Raw genomic sequence first — 18,350 nt, 5'->3', positions numbered from 1 at the left:
GGGCAGCCTGCCTGAATCGAGAAATTCATCGTGATTCCTGTCTCGTGGTCGGGTAAGCGTGCACCTTGCCATTGGGGTACACCTTGACGAAGAGGGAATTCGGCGTACGCGTCGTACCGTCGGGCATGTACTCGATGCAGCCATGGCCTTCCGGAAGCTTGAAGAATCCGGTTTTTCCAGGCCCAAGATCAGCAGCGCGTTCCGTAGCATACTGGACGTCCGCAGGCGTCCCAAATTTCCCCTGCGGCTTGGCTTCCTTGCTCGCGCGAGCCGGTCCTTCGGTCCAGTCGATTCCATGCTTTGCACCCTTGAGCAGAGGCGCTTCCGGCTTGTATTTCTGACCGTTCACCTCAATCCCTCGGCCGACCGCGTCGATTTGCTTCTTCCTGCTGAGCCCCTCCAGTTCACTCTGGCTCTTCATGAAATCGGCTTGCTGCGCCTCGGTCACCGGGTGGGGGTTCTCCGGCGTACCCAAGGGATGTTCGTTGACGGGAGTTCCGTCCCCACCGCCTCCGGCGCCCTCATCGCCGCCGGGGCCAGGCGTATCGCCCGTTCCTCCATCGTGGAAGGTCGGATCCTGGCCCGGGCCGGTGGGGGTCCGGGGTGCGTCGGAACCATGCCCGTGGCCCGTTCCCGGGGTCTCGGGATACCCGCCCGTCGCGCTGCCGCGCGGACCCCCACCGTGCCCGCTGTCAGGGGCGGTCCCACGGGGGCCTCCACCGGCCGGGTCGTGCCCGGCGTGCGGTACCCCTCGGCCATCGTGGTGCTGACCGCCGCCCGTGAGGTGGGGCCTTGAGTTTTCTGCGTGGCCGGGGCCGCCCGCGCCTTCGAGGACGCGGTCCCTGGCCGGCGCCGGCTCGTGGGTGCCGGGCAGATCGTCCTTGTGCGGCTCGCGGACCGGCTCGGTGTCGGGGACGACGTTGCCGTGCTCGTCGCGGATGGTGCCGTCGCGGCCGATGACGCGCTTGTTGCCGTTCGCGTCGGTGTACTCGTGGCCGGCCGGGGGCGGGGGCGCTTCCGCGGGGTGCGGCGAGGTCCCGCCGGGCATGTGGTGGGCCATGTCGTCGACGCCCGCACGGCTGGCTTTGAAGCCCTCCATGAGGTCGCCGACCTTGATCTTGGTGACGTTGGTCGCCCTGCCCAGGTAGCTCATCGGGTCGACGAGCGCGCCCGCCCTGCCCATCGCGGTCGCGACCTCCGCGCCCACGCCCAGCTTTCCGGCCCTGCCGAGCTTGAGCAGCGAGCCGGAGCCGATGGTCAGGACGTTGAACAGCACCGTCCCGCCGGCCCGCGCCGGGTCCTTGCCCCACTCGTCCCACGCGACCAGCGATTTGCCGAAGTTGCGCAGGGCGGCCTTGCCCTTGTCCCAGTCGCTGTGGTCGGTGGGGCCGAGCATCTTGTCCATCGCCCAGTCGTAGGGCGTGACGAGGTAGCCGCTGATGCCGATGAAGACATCGGCGACACCCGACCAGGTGTTCGAGAAGTTGTCCCAGTCGAAGACGTTGGCCATGCTGCCGAGGCCCTTGAGGGTGCCCCAGACGCCGTCGACGAAGAAGCCCTTGAGGCCACTGCCGACCTTGTCTTTCGTCCACTCCCACGCGGCCCGCAGACCGGTGTACTCGCGCTCGTCGGCCGTCCCCCACGGCGTTTCCGCGGCGTCCTTGACGTCGCTCTCCTTGAAGCCGTACATGCCGGCCTCGTGGGAGCCGTCGTCGACGACGAAGTGCGTACCGCCCACCAAAGCGGTGATCTTGTTGGCCGCATCGCGTTCGACGCCCTGGAAGGCCACCCACGTCACGCCGACCTCGCGCACCAGGCGGGCGTTCTCGTCGATCTTGCCCTGGTCCTGCTGCCAGTCCTCGTCGTCCTTGTTGGCGGCGACGAACTTCTCGGCATCCGCACGGAGTTGCTTCATCCTGTCGACCAGCGGCCGGGCGCTCGTCGCGAAACCCGTCAGCGCACCACTGACGGACTCCAGCTTCGTGGCGAAGGCGTCCGCCCCGTCCCGTACCGGCTTGGTCGAGTCGAGCAGTTCTTCCTGCTCGGGAGCGTCGTAGACGGCGTCCAGCGCCTGGAAGGCGTTGTGCACGTCCTTGCCGGTGCCGCGGATGCCGGAGGCGGTCGTCTTCAGCGAGGCCGCGTGCGTCTCCAGGGTCTCCAGCTTGCCTGTGAAGGTCGGTATCTTCCCGACGTCGATCACTTCCCGGGGCCCTTCAGCTCTTCCGCGGTCGGAGCCTTCGCATACTCCTCCTGCTTGTTCTTCGCCATCTGGAGGTCGCCCTTGACGTACTCCTGCGTGGCGAGGCGCGCCCCGGTGATGGACTTGCCCGTCCGCACAGGAAGGAACTTCAGGTCGCTTTCCGTTCGCTGCTGAAACTCCAGCAACGCCTGAGCCACAGGCCCGAACGCGCCTTCCTTGGGCAGTTCGGTCCCGCCCAGCACCATCGTGCCCGCAGACGCCGCGGCGCCGACCACACCGTCGCCGTACGAGGTGAACTCTTCCTCGAACTTGCTTCCCGCCTCGGCGGTCTTGCTCAGGACGCCCTGGACGCCGGCCGGCTTGATGTCCCACGTGGACACGTCGTCCCCCCGTTCCTCACAACGCTTCCCCCGTGCCCCGACAGCGGCCGGCAGCAGCGCCGCCCACCCGCACAGGTGATCCATTTCTATCAACCTGTCGTTGCTGTCTGCAAAGTGAATGACTGTCATTCCGGGCTGCGACCGGTCCCTGTCACGCAGTTGTGACAGGGCGCGGCCGGGCTCGCCCGTCGTCCGCCCCGGCGCGTCGGACCGGCCGCGTCATGCCTCCGCGGGCGCCGGACCCGCGGCGGGCACCGTCACCGCGACGCGTACCGCACCGGTGGCCGACACGGCGACCTGCGCGACCGTGCGCTCTTCGGGATGGCCCGCGAGGAAGGCCGGGGCGCCCGCAGGCGTCGGCAACGGTCGTACGCGCCATCCCGCGCTCCGGAAGTACCCCTCCGCGCGCGCCACGGCGGCGGCCCTCTCGTCCTCCGGCAGCGGGACGGTGGACCAGGCGTGGTGGACCGAGGCACCCGAATGGTCCCGGACCGTGCTGAGGCCCTCTCCGGGCTGCGTGGGCGCCGAGCCGACCTGCAGCGCGTCGTAGATCCGGCTGGAGTGGCCCAGGGCGCGGCGGGCGGCGGGATCACCCGGCGACGGGGTCTCGAAGGCGGCGGGACTGGCCGGGGCCGCTCCCGCGGCCTTGCTCCTGCCCGGCGGGAGGAAGCACGGCGACACCACCTTGAGGGTGGCGAGGCCCTCGCCCTTGGCGCGGTCCAGGACCCCGGTGATGGCTTCCATCCAGAAGTCGTCCGGCTCCGTACGCATGCTGACCCAGGGGAAGGGCCCGGACATGTCCTGCTCGTTCGACGAGTTGTACGTGTAGCCCTGCTTCAGCCAGGCGTCCCGCGCCTGCAGCACCAGATTCCTGGCCTCGGTCCCGGGAACCCCGGTGAGCTTGTAGAAGAGGGTCGCCTGCAGCCGGTCGTCACTGCGGCTGTCGTCCCTGGCGATGCAGGGGCCGATGGTCGCGGGGCCGAACCGCTCCAGCGTCGGTCGGGGCGACATGGTGTCCACCGCCTGCCGGACGATCTCTTCCGCGCGGTCGGCGGCCTGCTGCTCGTTCATGGTGACCTGCTTCGCCTTCTCTGCGTTGCCCGACCCCCCGCACCCGGTCACGACGACCGTCAGTGCGAGCAGTGCGGCGAGCGAATGTGCCTTCCGTGGTTTCACGGCTTTCCTCCGGTGACGATCCCTGCCAGGCTCCTGAGCGGCTTGTCGTCCCAGTACTGGGAGTGCGCGGGCATCATTTCCCAGTCCTCCACCGGCCACTTCCCGTCGGGGACCTCGAAGACCTGACCCCCGAAGTCGTCCGAGGTCGGGTCGGTCCCGTGGACGATCGTGTGGTCGTCGAAGGAATCCCACCACGCCTTCGGGCTGAGCGGGTCCCGGGCGACCGGCGGGGCCAGGTTGATGAGGTCGTGGTCGGCCGTGGCCGCGAAGACCCGGTCCGGTGGGATGTTCAGGTCCTTCGCGTGGTCCACTCCCACGCCCGGACTGCCCACCATGATCGCGCTGTCGACCGGCAGGTCCACGTGCATGCTCATCGTCTCTCCCACCACCAGGGACCCGTAGCTGTGTCCGAGGAGCGTCTGGTTCACGCCGCCCTCCCGGTGGTTGGCCTCCTCGATCCCCTGGATGAAGTTGCCGAGCGGTTCGCGGGCGTTGTCCGCCCACTTGGTCTCCGTCGCGTCGGTCGCGATGCCCTGCGGGGCGTCGTAACCGAGCCACACGATCGAAGCCGTCGACTGCGTGGGGTCGGTGGCTTCCGCCTGGGCCTGGAGGCGCTCGGCCCGGCCGATGTCCCCGTCGATGGACTTCAGCTCGGCGAACGTCCCGGGCACGTACGTCACCACGTTGTCGGCGGTGTCCGGGTTGCCGATCGCGACGACGGCGCGGCCCATGTCCTTGCCGTCGAAGCCGAGAAGGTAGGGGCGGCTGCTCTCACTCGTATAGGTGTCGAATCGTTTCTGTATGGCGTCCATGCCCTGGTAGCCGCCCTCGATCTCCTTCCGCTTCTCGTCCCACTTCTTCCACTCTTCCGTCGGGACCATCGCGCCCTTCACCTCGCGGCCCGTGATGGGGCTGATGTAGGGCCGGTAGTGCTCGGGCTCCTTCTTGAGCCAGGCGTCGTACTCCACCTGCTTGGCGGCGCGCTGTTCCGCGAGGACGAGGCGGTTCGCGTCGTCGCGTACGGCGGAGGGAAGGCCGTCGAGGCCCCCGATGCTCGCGGGGTGCATGGAGACGTAGGCCTCGCGCTGTTCCTCCGTGAGGCCGTTCCACCAGTTGGCGTTGTCCTGGGGCCAGTCGTTGGCCGGCGGCGGCTTGATCGTGCCGAGGTACGCGTCGGCGGCCCCGCGCACGCCTCCCGCGTCGGCGGTGGCGTCGGTCCAGTCGCCGGCGGACACGGTCAGGTCGTCATCGGCTTTGAGGGCCCGTATCTTCGGCTCCCACTTGGTGTCCGCGTCCGTGGCTTCCTTGAGCGCGTCGGCGACGCGGTTCGCGTACCCCATCGCCTTGCCGTAGTTCGGGTTCGGGTGGATGTTCGCCGCTTGGCGCTCCAGGGCGTCGGAGGTCTCGTTCCCTCCCGCGCTGCCGGTCACCGTGCCGCCTTCCGAGGATTTCTCGGCCCCCGGCTTCTGTCCGGCGGGAAACGCGACCGACCCGTCGTCGTTCACCCTGCAGCCGTCCGCCTGCGCGTCGGCGATCGCGGCCTCCAGCTTCCGCTTGGCAGCGGCCATGTCGTACGCGAACCCGTTGAGCGCAGTGCTGATCACACCGCATTCGGTCTGCGTGTAGTGGAAGTTCTTCGCCAGGGCCTGCAGCTGCTTGTGCGCGGCGTCCGCCGCTTCGCCGTTCAGCGACTTGCGCATGCCCGTGGCGATCGTGTTCTCGATGTGCTCACGGGCCGCCTGGGCGGAGTTGCCCATGGTGCGGTAGCCGTCGGCCGCGTCCTCGAACTCGGAGGGTTTGAAGGCCTTGAGGGTGGCGAAGTCCATCGCGCGTCACCGTCCCCCGGCCCGGCCGCCGACGGCGTCCGTGTCCGCGTACGCGGCGGCCAGCCTGTTCATTTCCGCCTGGACGCCCTCGTCGGTCGTCAGCAGGTCACGGCCCACCTGGTTCAGGATCCCCTGGAGCGCACCGCACCGTTCGCTGACGCTCTCGGCGTACTTCTTCCAGGAGTCGTAGACGTCCTTCTGCGCCGCCGCGCTCAGGCACCCGGTGGTCGGGCCCGTTCCGGTCTGCCCGTCCTCGAGCTTCTTGAGCGCCGTGCCGATCGTCTGGCGCAGGGATCCCACGCCCTCACCGGCCGCGGTCCACGCCTTCTTGCTGGACTGCAGTCCGCCCGTCACGGCGCTGGGAGCGCCGGTTCCGGGATCGGCGGGCACCTGGTTGAGCCTCATGGCAACGTGCCGGCCGTCGCCCGCGTCCGCACCGGCCTTGATCTGTTCCCATTCGTCCCACGCCATACGAGCAGCCCCCCGAACGTTCCTGTTGATCACACCGAGCAGGAACGCTACTTCGTCGTGCGGCGCGGCTCATGAGTACGCGTACCTACACGAGCGGGATTCCTACCCGGCCCGAACGGGCGGCGGAAACCACCGCGGGCACGGAAGGCTCCGTGCCCGCGGTCGTTCCAGGGGGACCGGCCCGCGGCCGCCGGTGCCGCGGGGCCGCGCTACGCGGTGCGGCGCAGCAGGGCCAGGTACATCGCGTCCGTGCCGTGCAGGTGGGGCCAGAGCTGGACGTCCGGGCCGTCGCCCAGCGCCGGGACGCCCTCCATGAAGGGCCTGGCGTCGATGAGTTCGGCGGACACCGGGGAGGCGCCCGCGCCGCGGCCCTTGAGGACGTCGTCCACCACGACCCGGGTCTCCGCCAGGTGCGGCGAGCACGTCGCGTAGCCGACGATGCCGCCGACCCGCACCGCCGACAGCGCCTGCCGCAGCAGGCCGCGCTGCAGCGGCGCGAAGCCTTCGAGGTCCTCCGGGCGGCGCCGCCAGCGGGCCTCCGGGCGGCGGCGCAGCGCGCCCAGGCCGGAGCACGGCACGTCCATCAGGACACGGTCGAAGGAGCCCGGCAGCCATGCCGGTCGGGTGCCGTCCGCCGCGATGACCTGGTACGGGCCCGGGTTTCCCGAGAGGGCCCGCTCCACCAGCCGGGCCCGGTGCGGCTGCTTCTCCGAGGCCAGCAGGAACGCCCCGCGCTCGGCCGCGAGCGCGGCCAGCAGCGCCGCCTTGCCGCCGGGGCCGGCACAGCCGTCGAGCCAGCGCTCGTCGCGGCCCTCCACCGGCGCGGCCGCCAGGGCCATCGCCACCAACTGGCTGCCCTCGTCCTGCACGCCGGCGCGGCCCTCCCGCACGGCCTCCAGCGCGCCCGGCTCGCCGCCCTCGGCCATCCGGACGGCGTACGGCGACCAGCGCCCGGGCAGCGCGGACTCCTCGCCGACCGCCTCCAGCAGCTCCTGGGGCGTGGACCGGCCGGGCCGGGCGACCAGGGTCACCTCGGGCCGTTCGTTGTCGGCCTCCAGCAGGTCCTCGATCCCGGCACGCCCGCCGCCCAGCGCGTCCCACAGGGCGCTGACGACCCACCGTGGGTGCGAGTGGTAGATGGCGAGGTGTTCCTCGGCATCGTCCTCGTACGGCGGCGCGACCCGCTCCAGCCAGCCGTCCAGGTCGTGCGCGGCGATCTTGCGCAGCACGGCGTTGACGAACTTGGCGCGCCCGTCGCCGAGCACCACCCGGGCCAGTTCCACGCTGGCCGAGACGGCGGCATGGGTGGGGATCCGGGTGCCCAGCAGCTGGTGCGCGCCGAGGGAGAGGACGTCCAGGACGGGCGGGTCGACCTCGCGCAGCGGGCGGTCGATGCAGGCCTTGATGACCGCGTCGTACGTGCCCTGGCGGCGCAGCGTTCCGTAGACCAGCTCGGTGGCCAGCGCGGCGTCGCGCGCCTCGAACTTCTCGTCCTGGCGGGCCTTCCTGAGCAGCGGCGGCAGGACGAGGTTGGCGTAGGCGTCGCGTTCGTCCACCGCCCGCAGCACCTCGAAGGCCAGCATCCGGACGGGGTCCTTCTGGGGCCGGCGGTACGGCTTGGCCTGCTTGCCGCCCGGTCCCGCGGGGGCGGGCTTGCGACGGGGCCGGTGGGGCTGTTCGCTCACGTGAAAGGTGCTCCGGATGTACGAGTGCCACGAATGCTACGAATCCTGCGGGTGCAGCGGCCTGCCGGGCCGAGGCTCGGTCGTCCTGCCGCTGCCGGGACGGCGCGGGGCCCCTCCGATCAGCCTACGTCGGCTCGGCCGAGCCGCTCGCCGGGGGCGATCCGCACCCCGCGCGCCCAGTCGGCGGCGCGCATCGGCTTCTTGCCCTGCGGCTGGACCCAGAGCAGCTCCACGGCGTGCGAGCCGGTGCCGACGTGGACGTTGTTCTTGGCCGCGGACAGCGCGCCCGGCGCCAGGTCCGTACGGTCGGCGACCATGCCCAGCTGGATCAGCTTGAGCCGCTCGCCCCGGAAGACGGTCCACGCGCCCGGCGCCGGCGTGCAGCCGCGCACGACGCGGTCGGCGCGCATCGCGGGAGCCGTCCAGTCGATCCGGGCGTCCTCCACGGTGATCTTGGGGGCGAGGGAGATCCCGTCGAGGGGCTGGGCGACGGCGCGTAGGGTGCCGTCCTCGATGCCGTCCATGGTGGCGGCGAGCAGTCCGGCGCCGGCGAAGGCGAGGCGGGTGAGCAGGTCGCCGCTGTTGTCGGTCGGCCGGATCTCCTCGGTGAGGACGCCGTAGACCGGGCCGGAGTCCAGGCCTTCCTCGATCTGGAAGGTGGAGGCGCCGGTCAGCTGGTCCCCCGCCATGATCGAGTGCTGGACGGGGGCCGCCCCGCGCCAGGACGGCAGGAGCGAGAAGTGCAGGTTGACCCAGCCGTGGCGGGGGATGTCGAGGGCGCTCTTGGGGAGGATGGCGCCGTAGGCGACGACGGGGCAGCAGTCCGGGTCGATCTCGCGCAGCCGGGCCTGGAAGTCGGGGTCGCGCGGCCGGGTCGGCTTGAGGACCTCGATGCCCGCCTCTTCGGCGCGCTCGGCGACCGGGCTGGCCACGAGCCGCCGGCCGCGGCCGGCCGGTGCGTCGGGCCGGGTGACGACGGCCGCGACCTCGTGCCGCCCGGAGGCGATCAGGGCGTCCAGGGCGGGTACGGCGACCTCGGGGGTGCCTGCGAAGACGAGCTTCACTGGGGTCCTACCTCGCTATGTCGGCTGTCAGCAGCGCACCAGTCTATGGGGCGTCGGCCGGGCGGCCCACCTGTGGTGCCCCGAGGTGGGGAGGGGGCGTGCGCACACGCGCGCGCCACTCGCATATGCCGACACGCCCCCATAGCGTGACCTGGGCGACGGGTGGCGCGTTGGTCAAGAGAGATTGACCGAAACGGGCCGCGTGCGAACGATGTCTGCGGCCCGATCCGCCCTTCAGCACCGGTTCGAGAGGCTTCTTCATGGCCGACCACGCCACCCACGACGCCCAAGCCCGGGCCAGCCTGCACCTCCTGGTACGGGACATCGAGCGGGTTCGCCGGCAGGTGGATGCCCTGCGTACGCTCACGGCCCAGCTCGGCAACGTGTACCGCCCGCGTCGTTCGGGCCCCTCCACTGGCTTCGTCGTCTACGGCCGGGCGCCCGCGCCCACCGTCCGCCTCGCCCAGGAGCTGCGGGACAGCGTGGAGACGCTGGTCACCGCCGCGGTGGACTTCGACCGCTCGCTCGGCTTCTCGTGGGACGCGGTCGGCTCGGCGCTCGGTGTCACCAAGCAGGCGGTGCACCGCCGCTACGGTGCCCGGCGGGCACAGTCCGCGGAGGCCGCGGAGCCGCTGGCCGAGGGGACCACCACGCGGACCATGGGGCCTCTGCCGACCGTCCCGGCCGCCCGTTCGGTGCCGCCGCAGCCGGTGCGCGAGGAGGCCCAGGCCGCCGCCGCGGGCGGTGCCCCGGCGCGTGCTCTCGGGGAGGCTCCGCGCTCCCCCGCCTTCCCCGGCCCGCGCAACGGCTGATCCTGTCCCGCCGCCGGGACGCCGACCCCCGACGGCCGGCCCCGGGCCGCCCCGCACGACGCCGAAGCCCCGACGGGCAGGACCGTACGCTTCCCCGTCGGGGCTTCGGCGTGCCGCGCCGCCGGGCACCCGGCGGGGCGGCGCACCGGAGCCGGCGGTGTCAGCCGATGTCCGACGGGTCGATGCGGACCCGCACCGCCTCGGCCGCCGGTACGCCGCGCGCCAGGCGCGCCGCCTGCGCGGACTTCAGCGCGGCCGCCAGGGCGGCTCCGCTGCCGGGCGGGACCCGTACGAGGGCCCGTTCCCCGGGGGACGGTTCCCCCCGGCGTCCGGGCAGCGGCACCGGGCCCAGGACCTCGGCGTCGGGCGGCAGCCCGGCTCCGGCCAGGAAGGCCTCCACCGCCTCGCCCCGACCGGCGACCGCGGCCATCCGGGAGACGGGCGGGAAGCCGAGCTGGGCCCGCTCCGACAGCTCGCGCACGGCGTGGCCCACGGGGTCCCAGCGGACGAGGGCCTGGACGGGGCGCAGCGTCGGCTCGGCGACCACGACGACCTGGCCGTCGGCCCGTACGAGGGAGGCGGCGGCGATCCAGCGGCGCAGGGCGTCCTCGCCGGCGCGCAGGTCGGGGCGGGTCAGCATGGCCCAGCCGTCGAGGAGCAGCGCGGCGGCGTATCCGGTGCCCGTCGCCACGGGCTCGGCGCCGGGGGTGCTGACGACGAGGGCGGGCCGGTCGGGGACCTCGTCCAGGACGTGGTCGCGGCCGGAGGTCCGTACGGGCACGGTCGGGAAGGCCCGCCCCAGTTCCTCGGCGGTGCGGCGGGCGCCTACGACCTGGGCGCGCAACCGGAAGGAGCCGCATTCCTCGCAGTGCCAGGACGGCTCGCCGCGGCCGCACCAGCCGCAGGTGAGGTCCCGTTCGTCGGGGGCTTCCAGGGGTCCGGCGCAGACGGTGCAGCGGGCGGGTGTCCGGCAGCGTTCGCACGCCAGGCGGGGTACGTAGCCGCGGCGGGGCACCTGGACGAGGACGGGCCCGGTCCGGAGTCCCTCCCGTACGGTCTCCCAGGCGAGGCTGGGCAGTCGGGCGGCGCGGGCCGCCTCGTCGCGGGCGAGCAGTTCGTCGCCGACGGTACGGATCCGGGGGGCGTGGGCCCGTACGGTCTCGCGGGCCGCCACCAGCGGGCGGGCCCAGCCGGTCTCGACGAGCTGGGCGGCCTCCACGGTGCAGCTGGTGCCGCCGGCGAGGAAGGCGCAGCCGTCGCTGACGGCGCGCAGTTCGAGCACCTCGCGGACGTGCGGGAAGGGGGCGCGGTCCTCGCTGTGGCTGGAGTCGCCGTCGTCCCAGATCGCGACCAGTCCGAGGTCGCGGACGGGGGCGAACATGGCGGCCCGGGTGCCGATGACGGCGCGGACGGAGCCGCGGTGGACGGCGAGCCACTGGCGGTAGCGCTTCTCGGGGCCGGACTCGGCGGTCAGCAGGGCGTGCCGGCCGTCGCCGAGGAGGGCGGTCAGGGCGGCGTCGACCCGGGCGGCGGTCCGGCCGTCGGGGAGGACGGCGAGGGCGCCGCGGCCGGAGGCCAGGGTGGCGGCCATGGCCCGGGCGAGTTCGTCGGCCCAGCCGGGGCCGGGCAGGGCGGTCCACACCGCGCGGGGGGTGGCGCCGGTGGCGAGGGCGCGCAGGAAGCCGGGGCCCGCGCCGTAGCGCTCCCAGCCGCCGGGTTCGGGGGCCGGGGGCGGGGGCAGCGGCTCCGGTGAGGGTTTGGCCTCGGCGCGGGCGTTGCGCGGGGGCAGGGCCAGCTGGAGCACGTCGGCGAGGCTGCCTGCGTACCGGTCGGCGACGGCGCGGGCGAGCGCGAGCATGCGCGGGCTGAGCACGACCTCGGGCGAGACCACCTGGGCGAGGGCGGCGAGGGCTCCGTTGTAGTCGGACTCGGCGCGGCGCTCCACGATGAAGCCGTCGATGAGGCCTCCGCCCTCGCGGCGGCCGCCGTGGACCTGGTGGGCACCGGCGCCGAAGCGGACGCGGACGCGGACACCGGGCTGGGCGGCCTCGGACAGCTCGGCGGGCACGGCGTAGTCGAAGGTCCGGTCGAGGTGGAGCACGCCCTTGTTCACGAGAACCCGGGCGACGGGCAGTTCCTGGGCCAGGGCGGCCCCCCGCCAGGTACGCGGCTTCGCCTTGGGCGCCTTGGCCTTGGCCTCGGCGACCATCTCCCGGATCAGGGCGAGCTGCTCCGGCGGGGAATCGTTCGCGCTGCTCACATCAGCATTCTTACCAAACGGCTCTGACATGCGGGGACGTGCGAAAGGCCCCGGACCGTGGGGTCCGGGGCCTTGTCGCGGGTGGTCCTACAGGCCGGCGGCGGCGCGCAGGGCGTCCACGCGGTCGGTGCGCTCCCAGGTGAAGTCCGGCAGCTCGCGGCCGAAGTGGCCGTAGGCGGCGGTCTGGGCGTAGATCGGGCGCAGCAGGTCGAGGTCACGGATGATCGCGGCCGGGCGCAGGTCGAAGACCTCGCCGATCGCGTCCTCGATCTTCTGCGTCTCGACCTTGGCGGTGCCGAAGGTCTCGACGAAGAGGCCGACGGGCTCGGCCTTGCCGATGGCGTACGCGACCTGGACCTCGCAGCGCGAGGCGAGGCCGGCGGCGACCACGTTCTTGGCGACCCAGCGCATGGCGTAGGCGGCGGAGCGGTCGACCTTGGACGGGTCCTTGCCGGAGAAGGCGCCGCCACCGTGGCGGGCCATGCCGCCGTAGGTGTCGATGATGATCTTGCGGCCGGTGAGGCCGGCGTCGCCCATGGGGCCGCCGATCTCGAAGCGGCCGGTGGGGTTGACGAGGAGCCGGTAGCCCTCGGTGTCGAGCTTGATGCCGTCCTCGACGAGCTGGGCCAGGACGTGCTCGACGACGAACTCGCGGATGTCGGGCGCGAGCAGCGAGTCGAGGTCGATGTCGGAGGCGTGCTGCGAGGAGACCACGACGGTGTCGAGGCGGACGGCCTTGTCGCCGTCGTACTCGATGGTGACCTGGGTCTTGCCGTCGGGGCGCAGGTACGGGATGGTCCCGTTCTTGCGGACCTCGGAGAGGCGGCGCGAGAGCCGGTGCGCGATGTGGATCGGCAGCGGCATGAGCTCGGGGGTCTCGTCGCAGGCGTAGCCGAACATCAGGCCCTGGTCGCCGGCGCCCTGCTTGTCGAGCTCGTCCTCGTCGCCCTCGACGCGCTTCTCGTAGGCGGTGTCGACGCCCTGCGCGATGTCCGGGGACTGCGCGCCGATGGACACCGACACGCCGCACGAGGCGCCGTCGAAGCCCTTCTTCGAGGAGTCGTAGCCGATCTCGAGGATCTTTTCCCGGACGAGCTGCGCGATCGGCGCGTAGGCCTTCGTCGTCACCTCACCCGCGATGTGCACGAGACCCGTGGTGATGAGGGTCTCCACGGCGACGCGGGAGGTGGGGTCCTCGGTGAGGAGTGCGTCGAGGATCGTGTCGCTGATCTGGTCAGCGATCTTGTCGGGGTGGCCCTCGGTGACGGACTCCGAGGTGAAGAGACGACGGGACACAACGCTCCCTGGGGTTGCAGCGGCTGCTGGCTGATCATTTGGCGGAACCACATCGGGGGCTGCGCCCGATCACGTTCCGGGTGCAGTTTATCGGTCGCCACCGTTGCCCGGACCATCCGTCTCGCCTTCTGGGAGCCGTGTGACCTGCGGCACTCCCATTCTTGCCTACGGAGGTGACCGAGTGAAAGGGAATCGGCTCAGGCGCGTCGCGATGCGAACCGCTGCGTAACCCGGTCCCAGATCGCTTCGGCGAGGGCTTCCTTCGGACCGTACGGCACCGGGATTTCCGAGCCGTCGGAGGACAGGATGACGGCCTCGTTCTCCTCGGATCCGAAGGTACGGCTCTCGCCGACCTCGTTCACGACGAGAAGATCACATCCCTTGCGGCGGAGCTTGGCGCGACCGTTGTCGAGGACGTGGTCGGTCTCCGCGGCGAATCCCACGACCACCTGGCCCTCGCGGGCCCGGTCGGCGGAGACCTCGGCGAGGACGTCGGGGTTGCGCACGAGCGCGACCGGGGCGGGGTCCTCCCCGTCCTTCTTCTTGATCTTGCCGCCGGCGTACTCGGCGGGCCGGAAGTCGGCCACGGCCGCGGCCATGACCACGACGTCGGCGTCGGCGGCCGCCTTGAGGACGGCCTCGCGCAGTTGTACGGCGGTCCCCACGCGTACGACGTCCGCCCCGGCGGGGTCGGCGAGCGCGGTGTTGGCCGCCACCAGGGTGACCCGCGCGCCGCGGGCGACGGCCGTACGGGCGAGCGCGTAGCCCTGCTTGCCCGAGGAGCGGTTCCCGAGGAAGCGCACCGGGTCCAGCGGTTCGCGGGTGCCGCCCGCGCTGATCACGACGTGGCGGCCGGCGAGGTCCGGCTCGGCGACGCCGCGGCGCAGGACCTGCCGGCAGACCTCGAAGATCTCCTCGGGGTCGGGCAGCCGCCCCTTGCCGGTGTCCTTGCCGGTGAGCCGGCCCACGGCGGGCTCGATGACGACGGCGCCGCGGCGGCGCAGCGTGGCCACGTTCTCCTGGGTGGCGGGGTGCTCCCACATCTCGGTGTGCATGGCGGGGGCGAAGACGACCGGGCAGCGCGCGGTGAGCAGGGTGTTGGTGAGCAGGTCGTCGGCGAGCCCGTGGGCGGCCTTGGCCAGCATGTCGGCGGTGGCCGGGGCGACGACGACGAGGTCGGCGCCCTGGCCGATGCGTACGTGGGGGACCTCGTGGACGGTCTCCCACACCTCGGTGGAGGCCGGGTTCCCGGAGAGGGCGGCCCAGGTGGCCTCGCCGACGAAGTTCAGGGAGGCGGCCGTGGGCACGACCCGTACGTCGTGGCCGGACTCGGTCAGCCTGCGGAGCAGTTCGCAGGCCTTGTAGGCGGCGATCCCGCCGCTGACGCCCAGCACGACCTTCGGCTTACCCATCCGAGCACACCCCTTTTGACACTCTCGACTCGTCCGACGCTTCGGCTCTGACCGTCGTACCCACCCATGACACACCACAGGCCCGGCAGATGTTCTGCCGGGCCTGTGGTGAAGGAATTTCTCGGTGCCTTACTGGGCCGGGGCCTCGATGGCCTCGGAGGTCAGCAGACCCGCGTTGATCTCGCGCAGCGCGATCGAAAGCGGCTTCTCGTGGACGTGGGTGTCCACCAGCGGGCCGACGTACTCGAGCAGGCCCTCACCGAGCTGCGAGTAGTACGCGTTGATCTGACGCGCGCGCTTGGCCGCGTAGATCACGAGGCTGTACTTCGAGTCAGTGGCCTCGAGCAGCTCGTCGATCGGCGGGTTGATGATGCCCTCGGGCGCAGTGATGGAAGAGGACACGCTCTACCTTCCGAAGATGGATGAAAGATTGGGCCGTCTGGGTCGGCCGGATCCGTGAGGATCGATCGACGATTCAGACAACTTCCATCAAGGCTAGCAGCTCACGGGCTACGTCCTCGACGGAGGTGTTGACCAGGGTGACGTCGAACTCCGACTCGGCAGCGAGTTCGATCTTGGCAGCGGCGAGCCGGCGCTCGATCACCTCGGCCGATTCGGTGCCCCGGCCGGTCAGCCGGCGGACCAGCTCCTCCCAGCTCGGCGGGGCCAGGAAGACCAGCTGTGCCTCCGGCATGGACTCGCGGACGAGCCGTGCGCCCTGGAGGTCGATCTCCAGCAGTACGGGCTCGCCGTTTTCCAGGCGTTCCAGCACCGCGCCGCGCGGTGTGCCGTAGCGGTTGCCCGCGAACTCGGCCCACTCCAGCAGCTCGCCGTTGGCGATCAGCTTGTCGAACTCGTCGTCGTTGACGAAGAAGTACTGGACTCCGTGTCGCTCACCGGGCCGCGGCTTGCGGGTGGTGGCCGACACCGAGAGCCATACCTCGGGGTGAACCTTGCGCATATGCGCGACGACCGTGCTCTTGCCGACCCCCGAAGGGCCGGAGAGCACGGTCAGCCGCGGACGAACCTCTGCTGCCATAGAGCGATTATCCAGGTTCTCGGGACTGCCTGAGAACACCGGGAGAACGCCAGGCGACGCCTCAGGCGCCGGTGCTGCCGAACTCACGCTCCAGAGAGGCGATCTGGTTGGAGCCGAGACCTCGGACACGCCGGGACTCGGAGATGCCGAGACGCTCCATGATCTGCTTGGCGCGCACCTTGCCCACGCCAGGCAGGGACTCCAGCAGGGCGGAGACCTTCATCTTGCCGATGACGTCGTTCTCCTGGCCCGTCTTGATGACCTCTTGGAGCGAGGCGCCGGAGTGCTTGAGTCGATTCTTCACCTCGGCCCGCTCCCGGCGAGCCGCGGCGGCCTTTTCGAGCGCGGCTGCGCGCTGTTCAGGGGTAAGGGGCGGAAGAGCCACGCCTACGTCACCTCGGATGTCGAACTGTCGGATACGGACCGGTGGGGAACCCAAGGGCACCACACCAGGCGAGCTCCCGAACAGCGATGGAACTCGTTCGCTGCGCGTTCACTCTGCTCGGAGACTAGCGGTGAACACCGCTCCAGTCAGCGAGAACGAACGAAAAGTCCTGGTCAGCCTCCACTGAACCGTACATCACGGACAAAATACCCCTGTTTTGTCCGGTGAAGAGCGTTCGAATTTCGTCAGAAAGTGCGAGACCCCGCTCCGCGGGCGTGCGGAGCGGGGTCCCGTGGAGGTCCCGGCGGGGCCCGTCAGGCGGAAACGGCCTCGCGGATCTCGTCGGCGAAGCGGCGCGCCGAGTCGCGCAGGGCGGTCACGTCCGGGCCGTGGCGCAGGACGCCGCGCGAGACGTTCGGGACGACGTTGCGCACGGCCTTGCCGAAGACCGCCGGGAGGTCCGCCGCGGTCGCGCCCTGCGCGCCGATGCCCGGCGCCAGCAGCGGCCCGTTGATGTCCAGGTCGAAGGAGGACAGATCGCCCAGGGTGGCGCCGACCACCGCGCCGAAGGACCCCATCGGGGCGGCGCCGGCGTTCTCGGCGGCCAGGTGCGCCAGCATCGTGGCCCCGATGGTCCGGCCGTCCTCGCGAACGGCCCGCTGGACCTCGGCCCCTTCCGGGTTCGAGGTGAGGGCCAGGACGAACAGGCCCGCGCCCGAAGCGCGCGCCAGCTCCACCGCTGGTGCGAGCGAGCCGTAGCCGAGGTACGGGGAGACCGTCAGCGCGTCGGAGAACAGCGGCGAGGCCGGGTCCAGGAAGGCCGAGGCGTACGCGGCCATGGTCGAGCCGATGTCGCCGCGCTTGGCGTCCATGACGACCAGGGTCCCGGCGGACCGGGCGTCCGCGACGGTCCGCTCCAGGACGGCGACGCCCCGGGAGCCGAACCGCTCGAAGAAGGCGGCCTGCGGCTTGAAGACCGCCACCGACTCCGCGAGCGCCTCGACGACCGTGCGGGAGAAGCGCTCCAGGCCCGCGATGTCGTCCTGCAGGCCCCACTGCTCCAGCAGGGCGGCGTGCGGGTCGATGCCCACGCACAGCGGGCCGCGGGAGTCCATGGCGGCGCGCAGGCGGGCGCCGAACGGGGTCAGGGTCACTGGGCGGCCTTTCGGGTCTCGGCGCCCACCGCGTCGGCGAGCGTCGCGTACGGGCTGGCGGCCAGGCGCGCGGCCAGGCCCTTGTGGATGGCGCGGGCGTAGCAGGGGCCCTCGTAGATGAAGGCGCTGTAGCCCTGGATCAGCGTGGCGCCGGCCAGGATGCGCTGCCAGGCGTCCTCGGCGTTCTCGATGCCGCCGACGCCGATCAGGACCAGGCGGTCGCCCACGCGGGCGTACAGGCGGCGCAGAACCGCCAGGGAGCGGTCCTTGACGGGCGCGCCGGAGAGTCCGCCGGTCTCCCCGACCAGGGACGGGGAGGACTTCAGGCCGAGGCCCTCGCGGGCGATGGTGGTGTTGGTGGCGATGATGCCGTCGAGGCCGAGTTCCAGGGCCAGGTCGGCGACGGCGTCGACGTCCTCGTCCGCGAGATCGGGAGCGATCTTGACGAGGAGCGGGACCCGGCGGCCGGTCACGGTGCGGTCCGCGGCCTCGCGCACGGCGGTCAGCAGGGGGCGCAGCGACTCGGTGGCCTGGAGGTTGCGCAGCCCGGGGGTGTTGGGCGAGGAGACGTTGACGACGAGGTAGTCGGCGTGGCGGGCGAGGCGCTCGGTGGAGGTGACGTAGTCCCCCACGGCCTCCTCCTCCGGGACGACCTTCGTCTTGCCGATGTTCACGCCGACGACGGTCCTGAAGACCGCCTCGCGGGAGGCCAGGCGGGCCGCGACGGCTTCGGAGCCCTCGTTGTTGAAGCCCATGCGGTTGATCAGCGCGCGGTCCGGCACGAGCCGGAAGAGCCGCTTCTTCGGGTTGCCGGGCTGGGGCTGGGCGGTGACCGTGCCGATCTCGACGTGGTCGAAGCCGAGCATCGACATGCCGTCGATGGCGACGGCGTTCTTGTCGAAGCCGGCGGCCAGGCCGAAGGGGCCGTGGAAGCGCAGGCCGAGGGCCTCGGTGCGCAGTTCCTGGTGGCGGGGGGCGAGGTAGGCGGCGACGAAGGTGCGCAGCACGGGGGTGCGGGCTGCCAGGCGGATCCAGCGGAAGGCCGTGTAGTGGGCCCGCTCGGGGTCCATCCGCTTGAAGACCAGGTTGAAGAACAGCTTGTACATCGTCCGATTTTTCCCTTGAATCCCTTGTGCGCTCGGAAGGACCTCATGAAAGGGGGGACACCGGTCGTGGTCGCCGGTGCCCCC

General features: G+C 71.7%; 16 protein-coding genes. 1 reads left to right on the top strand and 15 read right to left on the bottom strand.

The genetic code is table 11. The features are described from left to right. Positions 1-25 precede the first annotated feature (25 nt). From AC2RP6_RS31265 to fmt, 7 genes are all read right to left on the bottom strand, one after another. Positions 26-2,200, bottom strand: coding sequence for a proline-rich domain-containing protein (locus AC2RP6_RS31265; protein WP_486449201.1), 2,175 nt, complete (start codon positions 2,198-2,200; stop codon positions 26-28). Further along, positions 2,197-2,580, bottom strand: coding sequence for a DUF6507 family protein (locus AC2RP6_RS31260; protein WP_486449200.1), 384 nt, complete (start codon positions 2,578-2,580; stop codon positions 2,197-2,199). Before AC2RP6_RS31260 ends, AC2RP6_RS31265 begins: the two co-directional genes overlap by 4 nt. Positions 2,581-2,799: 219 nt before the next feature. Beyond that, positions 2,800-3,756, bottom strand: a complete 957-nt coding sequence (locus tag AC2RP6_RS31255) for a hypothetical protein (protein ID WP_486449199.1) — start codon at positions 3,754-3,756, stop codon at positions 2,800-2,802. After that, the gene (locus AC2RP6_RS31250) at positions 3,753-5,582 is read right to left on the bottom strand and encodes an alpha/beta hydrolase (RefSeq protein WP_486449198.1); all 1,830 of its coding nucleotides are present in this window, start codon (positions 5,580-5,582) and stop codon (positions 3,753-3,755) included. Before AC2RP6_RS31250 ends, AC2RP6_RS31255 begins: the two co-directional genes overlap by 4 nt. 6 nt (positions 5,583-5,588) lie before the next feature. After that, entirely contained in the window at positions 5,589-6,053 is a 465-nt protein-coding gene (locus tag AC2RP6_RS31245) for a hypothetical protein (protein ID WP_486449197.1), read from the bottom strand. A gap of 209 nt (positions 6,054-6,262) precedes the next feature. After that, the gene (locus AC2RP6_RS31240; protein ID WP_486449196.1) at positions 6,263-7,738 is read right to left on the bottom strand and encodes an RsmB/NOP family class I SAM-dependent RNA methyltransferase; all 1,476 of its coding nucleotides are present in this window, start codon (positions 7,736-7,738) and stop codon (positions 6,263-6,265) included. 119 nt (positions 7,739-7,857) lie between these two features. Then, positions 7,858-8,802: a methionyl-tRNA formyltransferase gene (gene fmt, locus AC2RP6_RS31235; protein WP_486449195.1), complete on the bottom strand. Its 945-nt coding sequence runs from the start codon at positions 8,800-8,802 to the stop codon at positions 7,858-7,860. A 260-nt stretch (positions 8,803-9,062) separates the two neighbouring features. Here fmt and AC2RP6_RS31230 point away from each other — a divergent pair, with 260 nt between their 5' ends. Further along, positions 9,063-9,614, top strand: coding sequence for a hypothetical protein (locus tag AC2RP6_RS31230; protein WP_486449194.1), 552 nt, complete (start codon positions 9,063-9,065; stop codon positions 9,612-9,614). Between the two features lie 160 nt (positions 9,615-9,774). Here AC2RP6_RS31230 and AC2RP6_RS31225 read toward each other — a convergent pair whose 3' ends face one another. From AC2RP6_RS31225 to AC2RP6_RS31190, 8 genes are all read right to left on the bottom strand, one after another. Next, the gene (locus AC2RP6_RS31225) at positions 9,775-11,904 is read right to left on the bottom strand and encodes a primosomal protein N' (protein ID WP_486449193.1); all 2,130 of its coding nucleotides are present in this window, start codon (positions 11,902-11,904) and stop codon (positions 9,775-9,777) included. Between the two features lie 57 nt (positions 11,905-11,961). After that, positions 11,962-13,170: a methionine adenosyltransferase gene (metK, locus tag AC2RP6_RS31220; protein WP_350996735.1), complete on the bottom strand. Its 1,209-nt coding sequence runs from the start codon at positions 13,168-13,170 to the stop codon at positions 11,962-11,964. 197 nt (positions 13,171-13,367) lie between these two features. After that, positions 13,368-14,582, bottom strand: a complete 1,215-nt coding sequence (coaBC, locus tag AC2RP6_RS31215) for a bifunctional phosphopantothenoylcysteine decarboxylase/phosphopantothenate--cysteine ligase CoaBC (protein WP_486449192.1) — start codon at positions 14,580-14,582, stop codon at positions 13,368-13,370. Positions 14,583-14,711: 129 nt separating this feature from the next. Continuing rightward, a complete protein-coding gene (gene rpoZ / locus AC2RP6_RS31210) occupies positions 14,712-14,984 on the bottom strand; it encodes a DNA-directed RNA polymerase subunit omega (RefSeq protein ID WP_004948662.1) in 273 nt (90 codons plus the stop codon). 73 nt (positions 14,985-15,057) lie between these two features. Further along, positions 15,058-15,621 carry a guanylate kinase gene (gene gmk, locus AC2RP6_RS31205; protein WP_403965611.1) on the bottom strand — a complete coding sequence of 188 codons (564 nt, stop codon included), beginning with the start codon at positions 15,619-15,621 and terminating at the stop codon, positions 15,058-15,060. A 61-nt stretch (positions 15,622-15,682) separates the two neighbouring features. Next, complete coding sequence (locus tag AC2RP6_RS31200; protein ID WP_030008746.1) at positions 15,683-16,006, bottom strand: integration host factor; 324 nt, start codon at positions 16,004-16,006, stop codon at positions 15,683-15,685. Between the two features lie 314 nt (positions 16,007-16,320). Then, positions 16,321-17,160: an orotidine-5'-phosphate decarboxylase gene (gene pyrF, locus AC2RP6_RS31195; RefSeq protein WP_486449191.1), complete on the bottom strand. Its 840-nt coding sequence runs from the start codon at positions 17,158-17,160 to the stop codon at positions 16,321-16,323. Next, a complete protein-coding gene (locus AC2RP6_RS31190; RefSeq protein ID WP_486449190.1) occupies positions 17,157-18,266 on the bottom strand; it encodes a quinone-dependent dihydroorotate dehydrogenase in 1,110 nt (369 codons plus the stop codon). Before AC2RP6_RS31190 ends, pyrF begins: the two co-directional genes overlap by 4 nt. Between the last annotated feature and the right edge of the window lie 84 nt (positions 18,267-18,350).

This window comes from Streptomyces sp. WAC03905 (assembly GCF_057371075.1).
The sequence above is the reverse complement of the archived record's forward strand: the minus strand, read 5'-3'. Positions and strand labels throughout refer to the sequence as shown.

Excerpts from the sequence above, each read along its gene's own strand:
- AC2RP6_RS31250 (WP_486449198.1), bottom strand. The coding sequence starts at position 5,582 with ATGGACTTCGCCACCCTCAAGGCCTTCAAACCCTCCGAGTTCGAGGAC.
- AC2RP6_RS31245 (WP_486449197.1), bottom strand. The coding sequence starts at position 6,053 with ATGGCGTGGGACGAATGGGAACAGATCAAGGCCGGTGCGGACGCGGGC.
- AC2RP6_RS31230 (WP_486449194.1), top strand. The coding sequence starts at position 9,063 with ATGGCCGACCACGCCACCCACGACGCCCAAGCCCGGGCCAGCCTGCAC.
- AC2RP6_RS31225 (WP_486449193.1), bottom strand. The coding sequence starts at position 11,904 with ATGTCAGAGCCGTTTGGTAAGAATGCTGATGTGAGCAGCGCGAACGAT.
- coaBC (WP_486449192.1), bottom strand. The coding sequence starts at position 14,582 with ATGGGTAAGCCGAAGGTCGTGCTGGGCGTCAGCGGCGGGATCGCCGCC.
- gmk (WP_403965611.1), bottom strand. The coding sequence starts at position 15,621 with ATGGCAGCAGAGGTTCGTCCGCGGCTGACCGTGCTCTCCGGCCCTTCG.
- AC2RP6_RS31190 (WP_486449190.1), bottom strand. The coding sequence starts at position 18,266 with ATGTACAAGCTGTTCTTCAACCTGGTCTTCAAGCGGATGGACCCCGAG.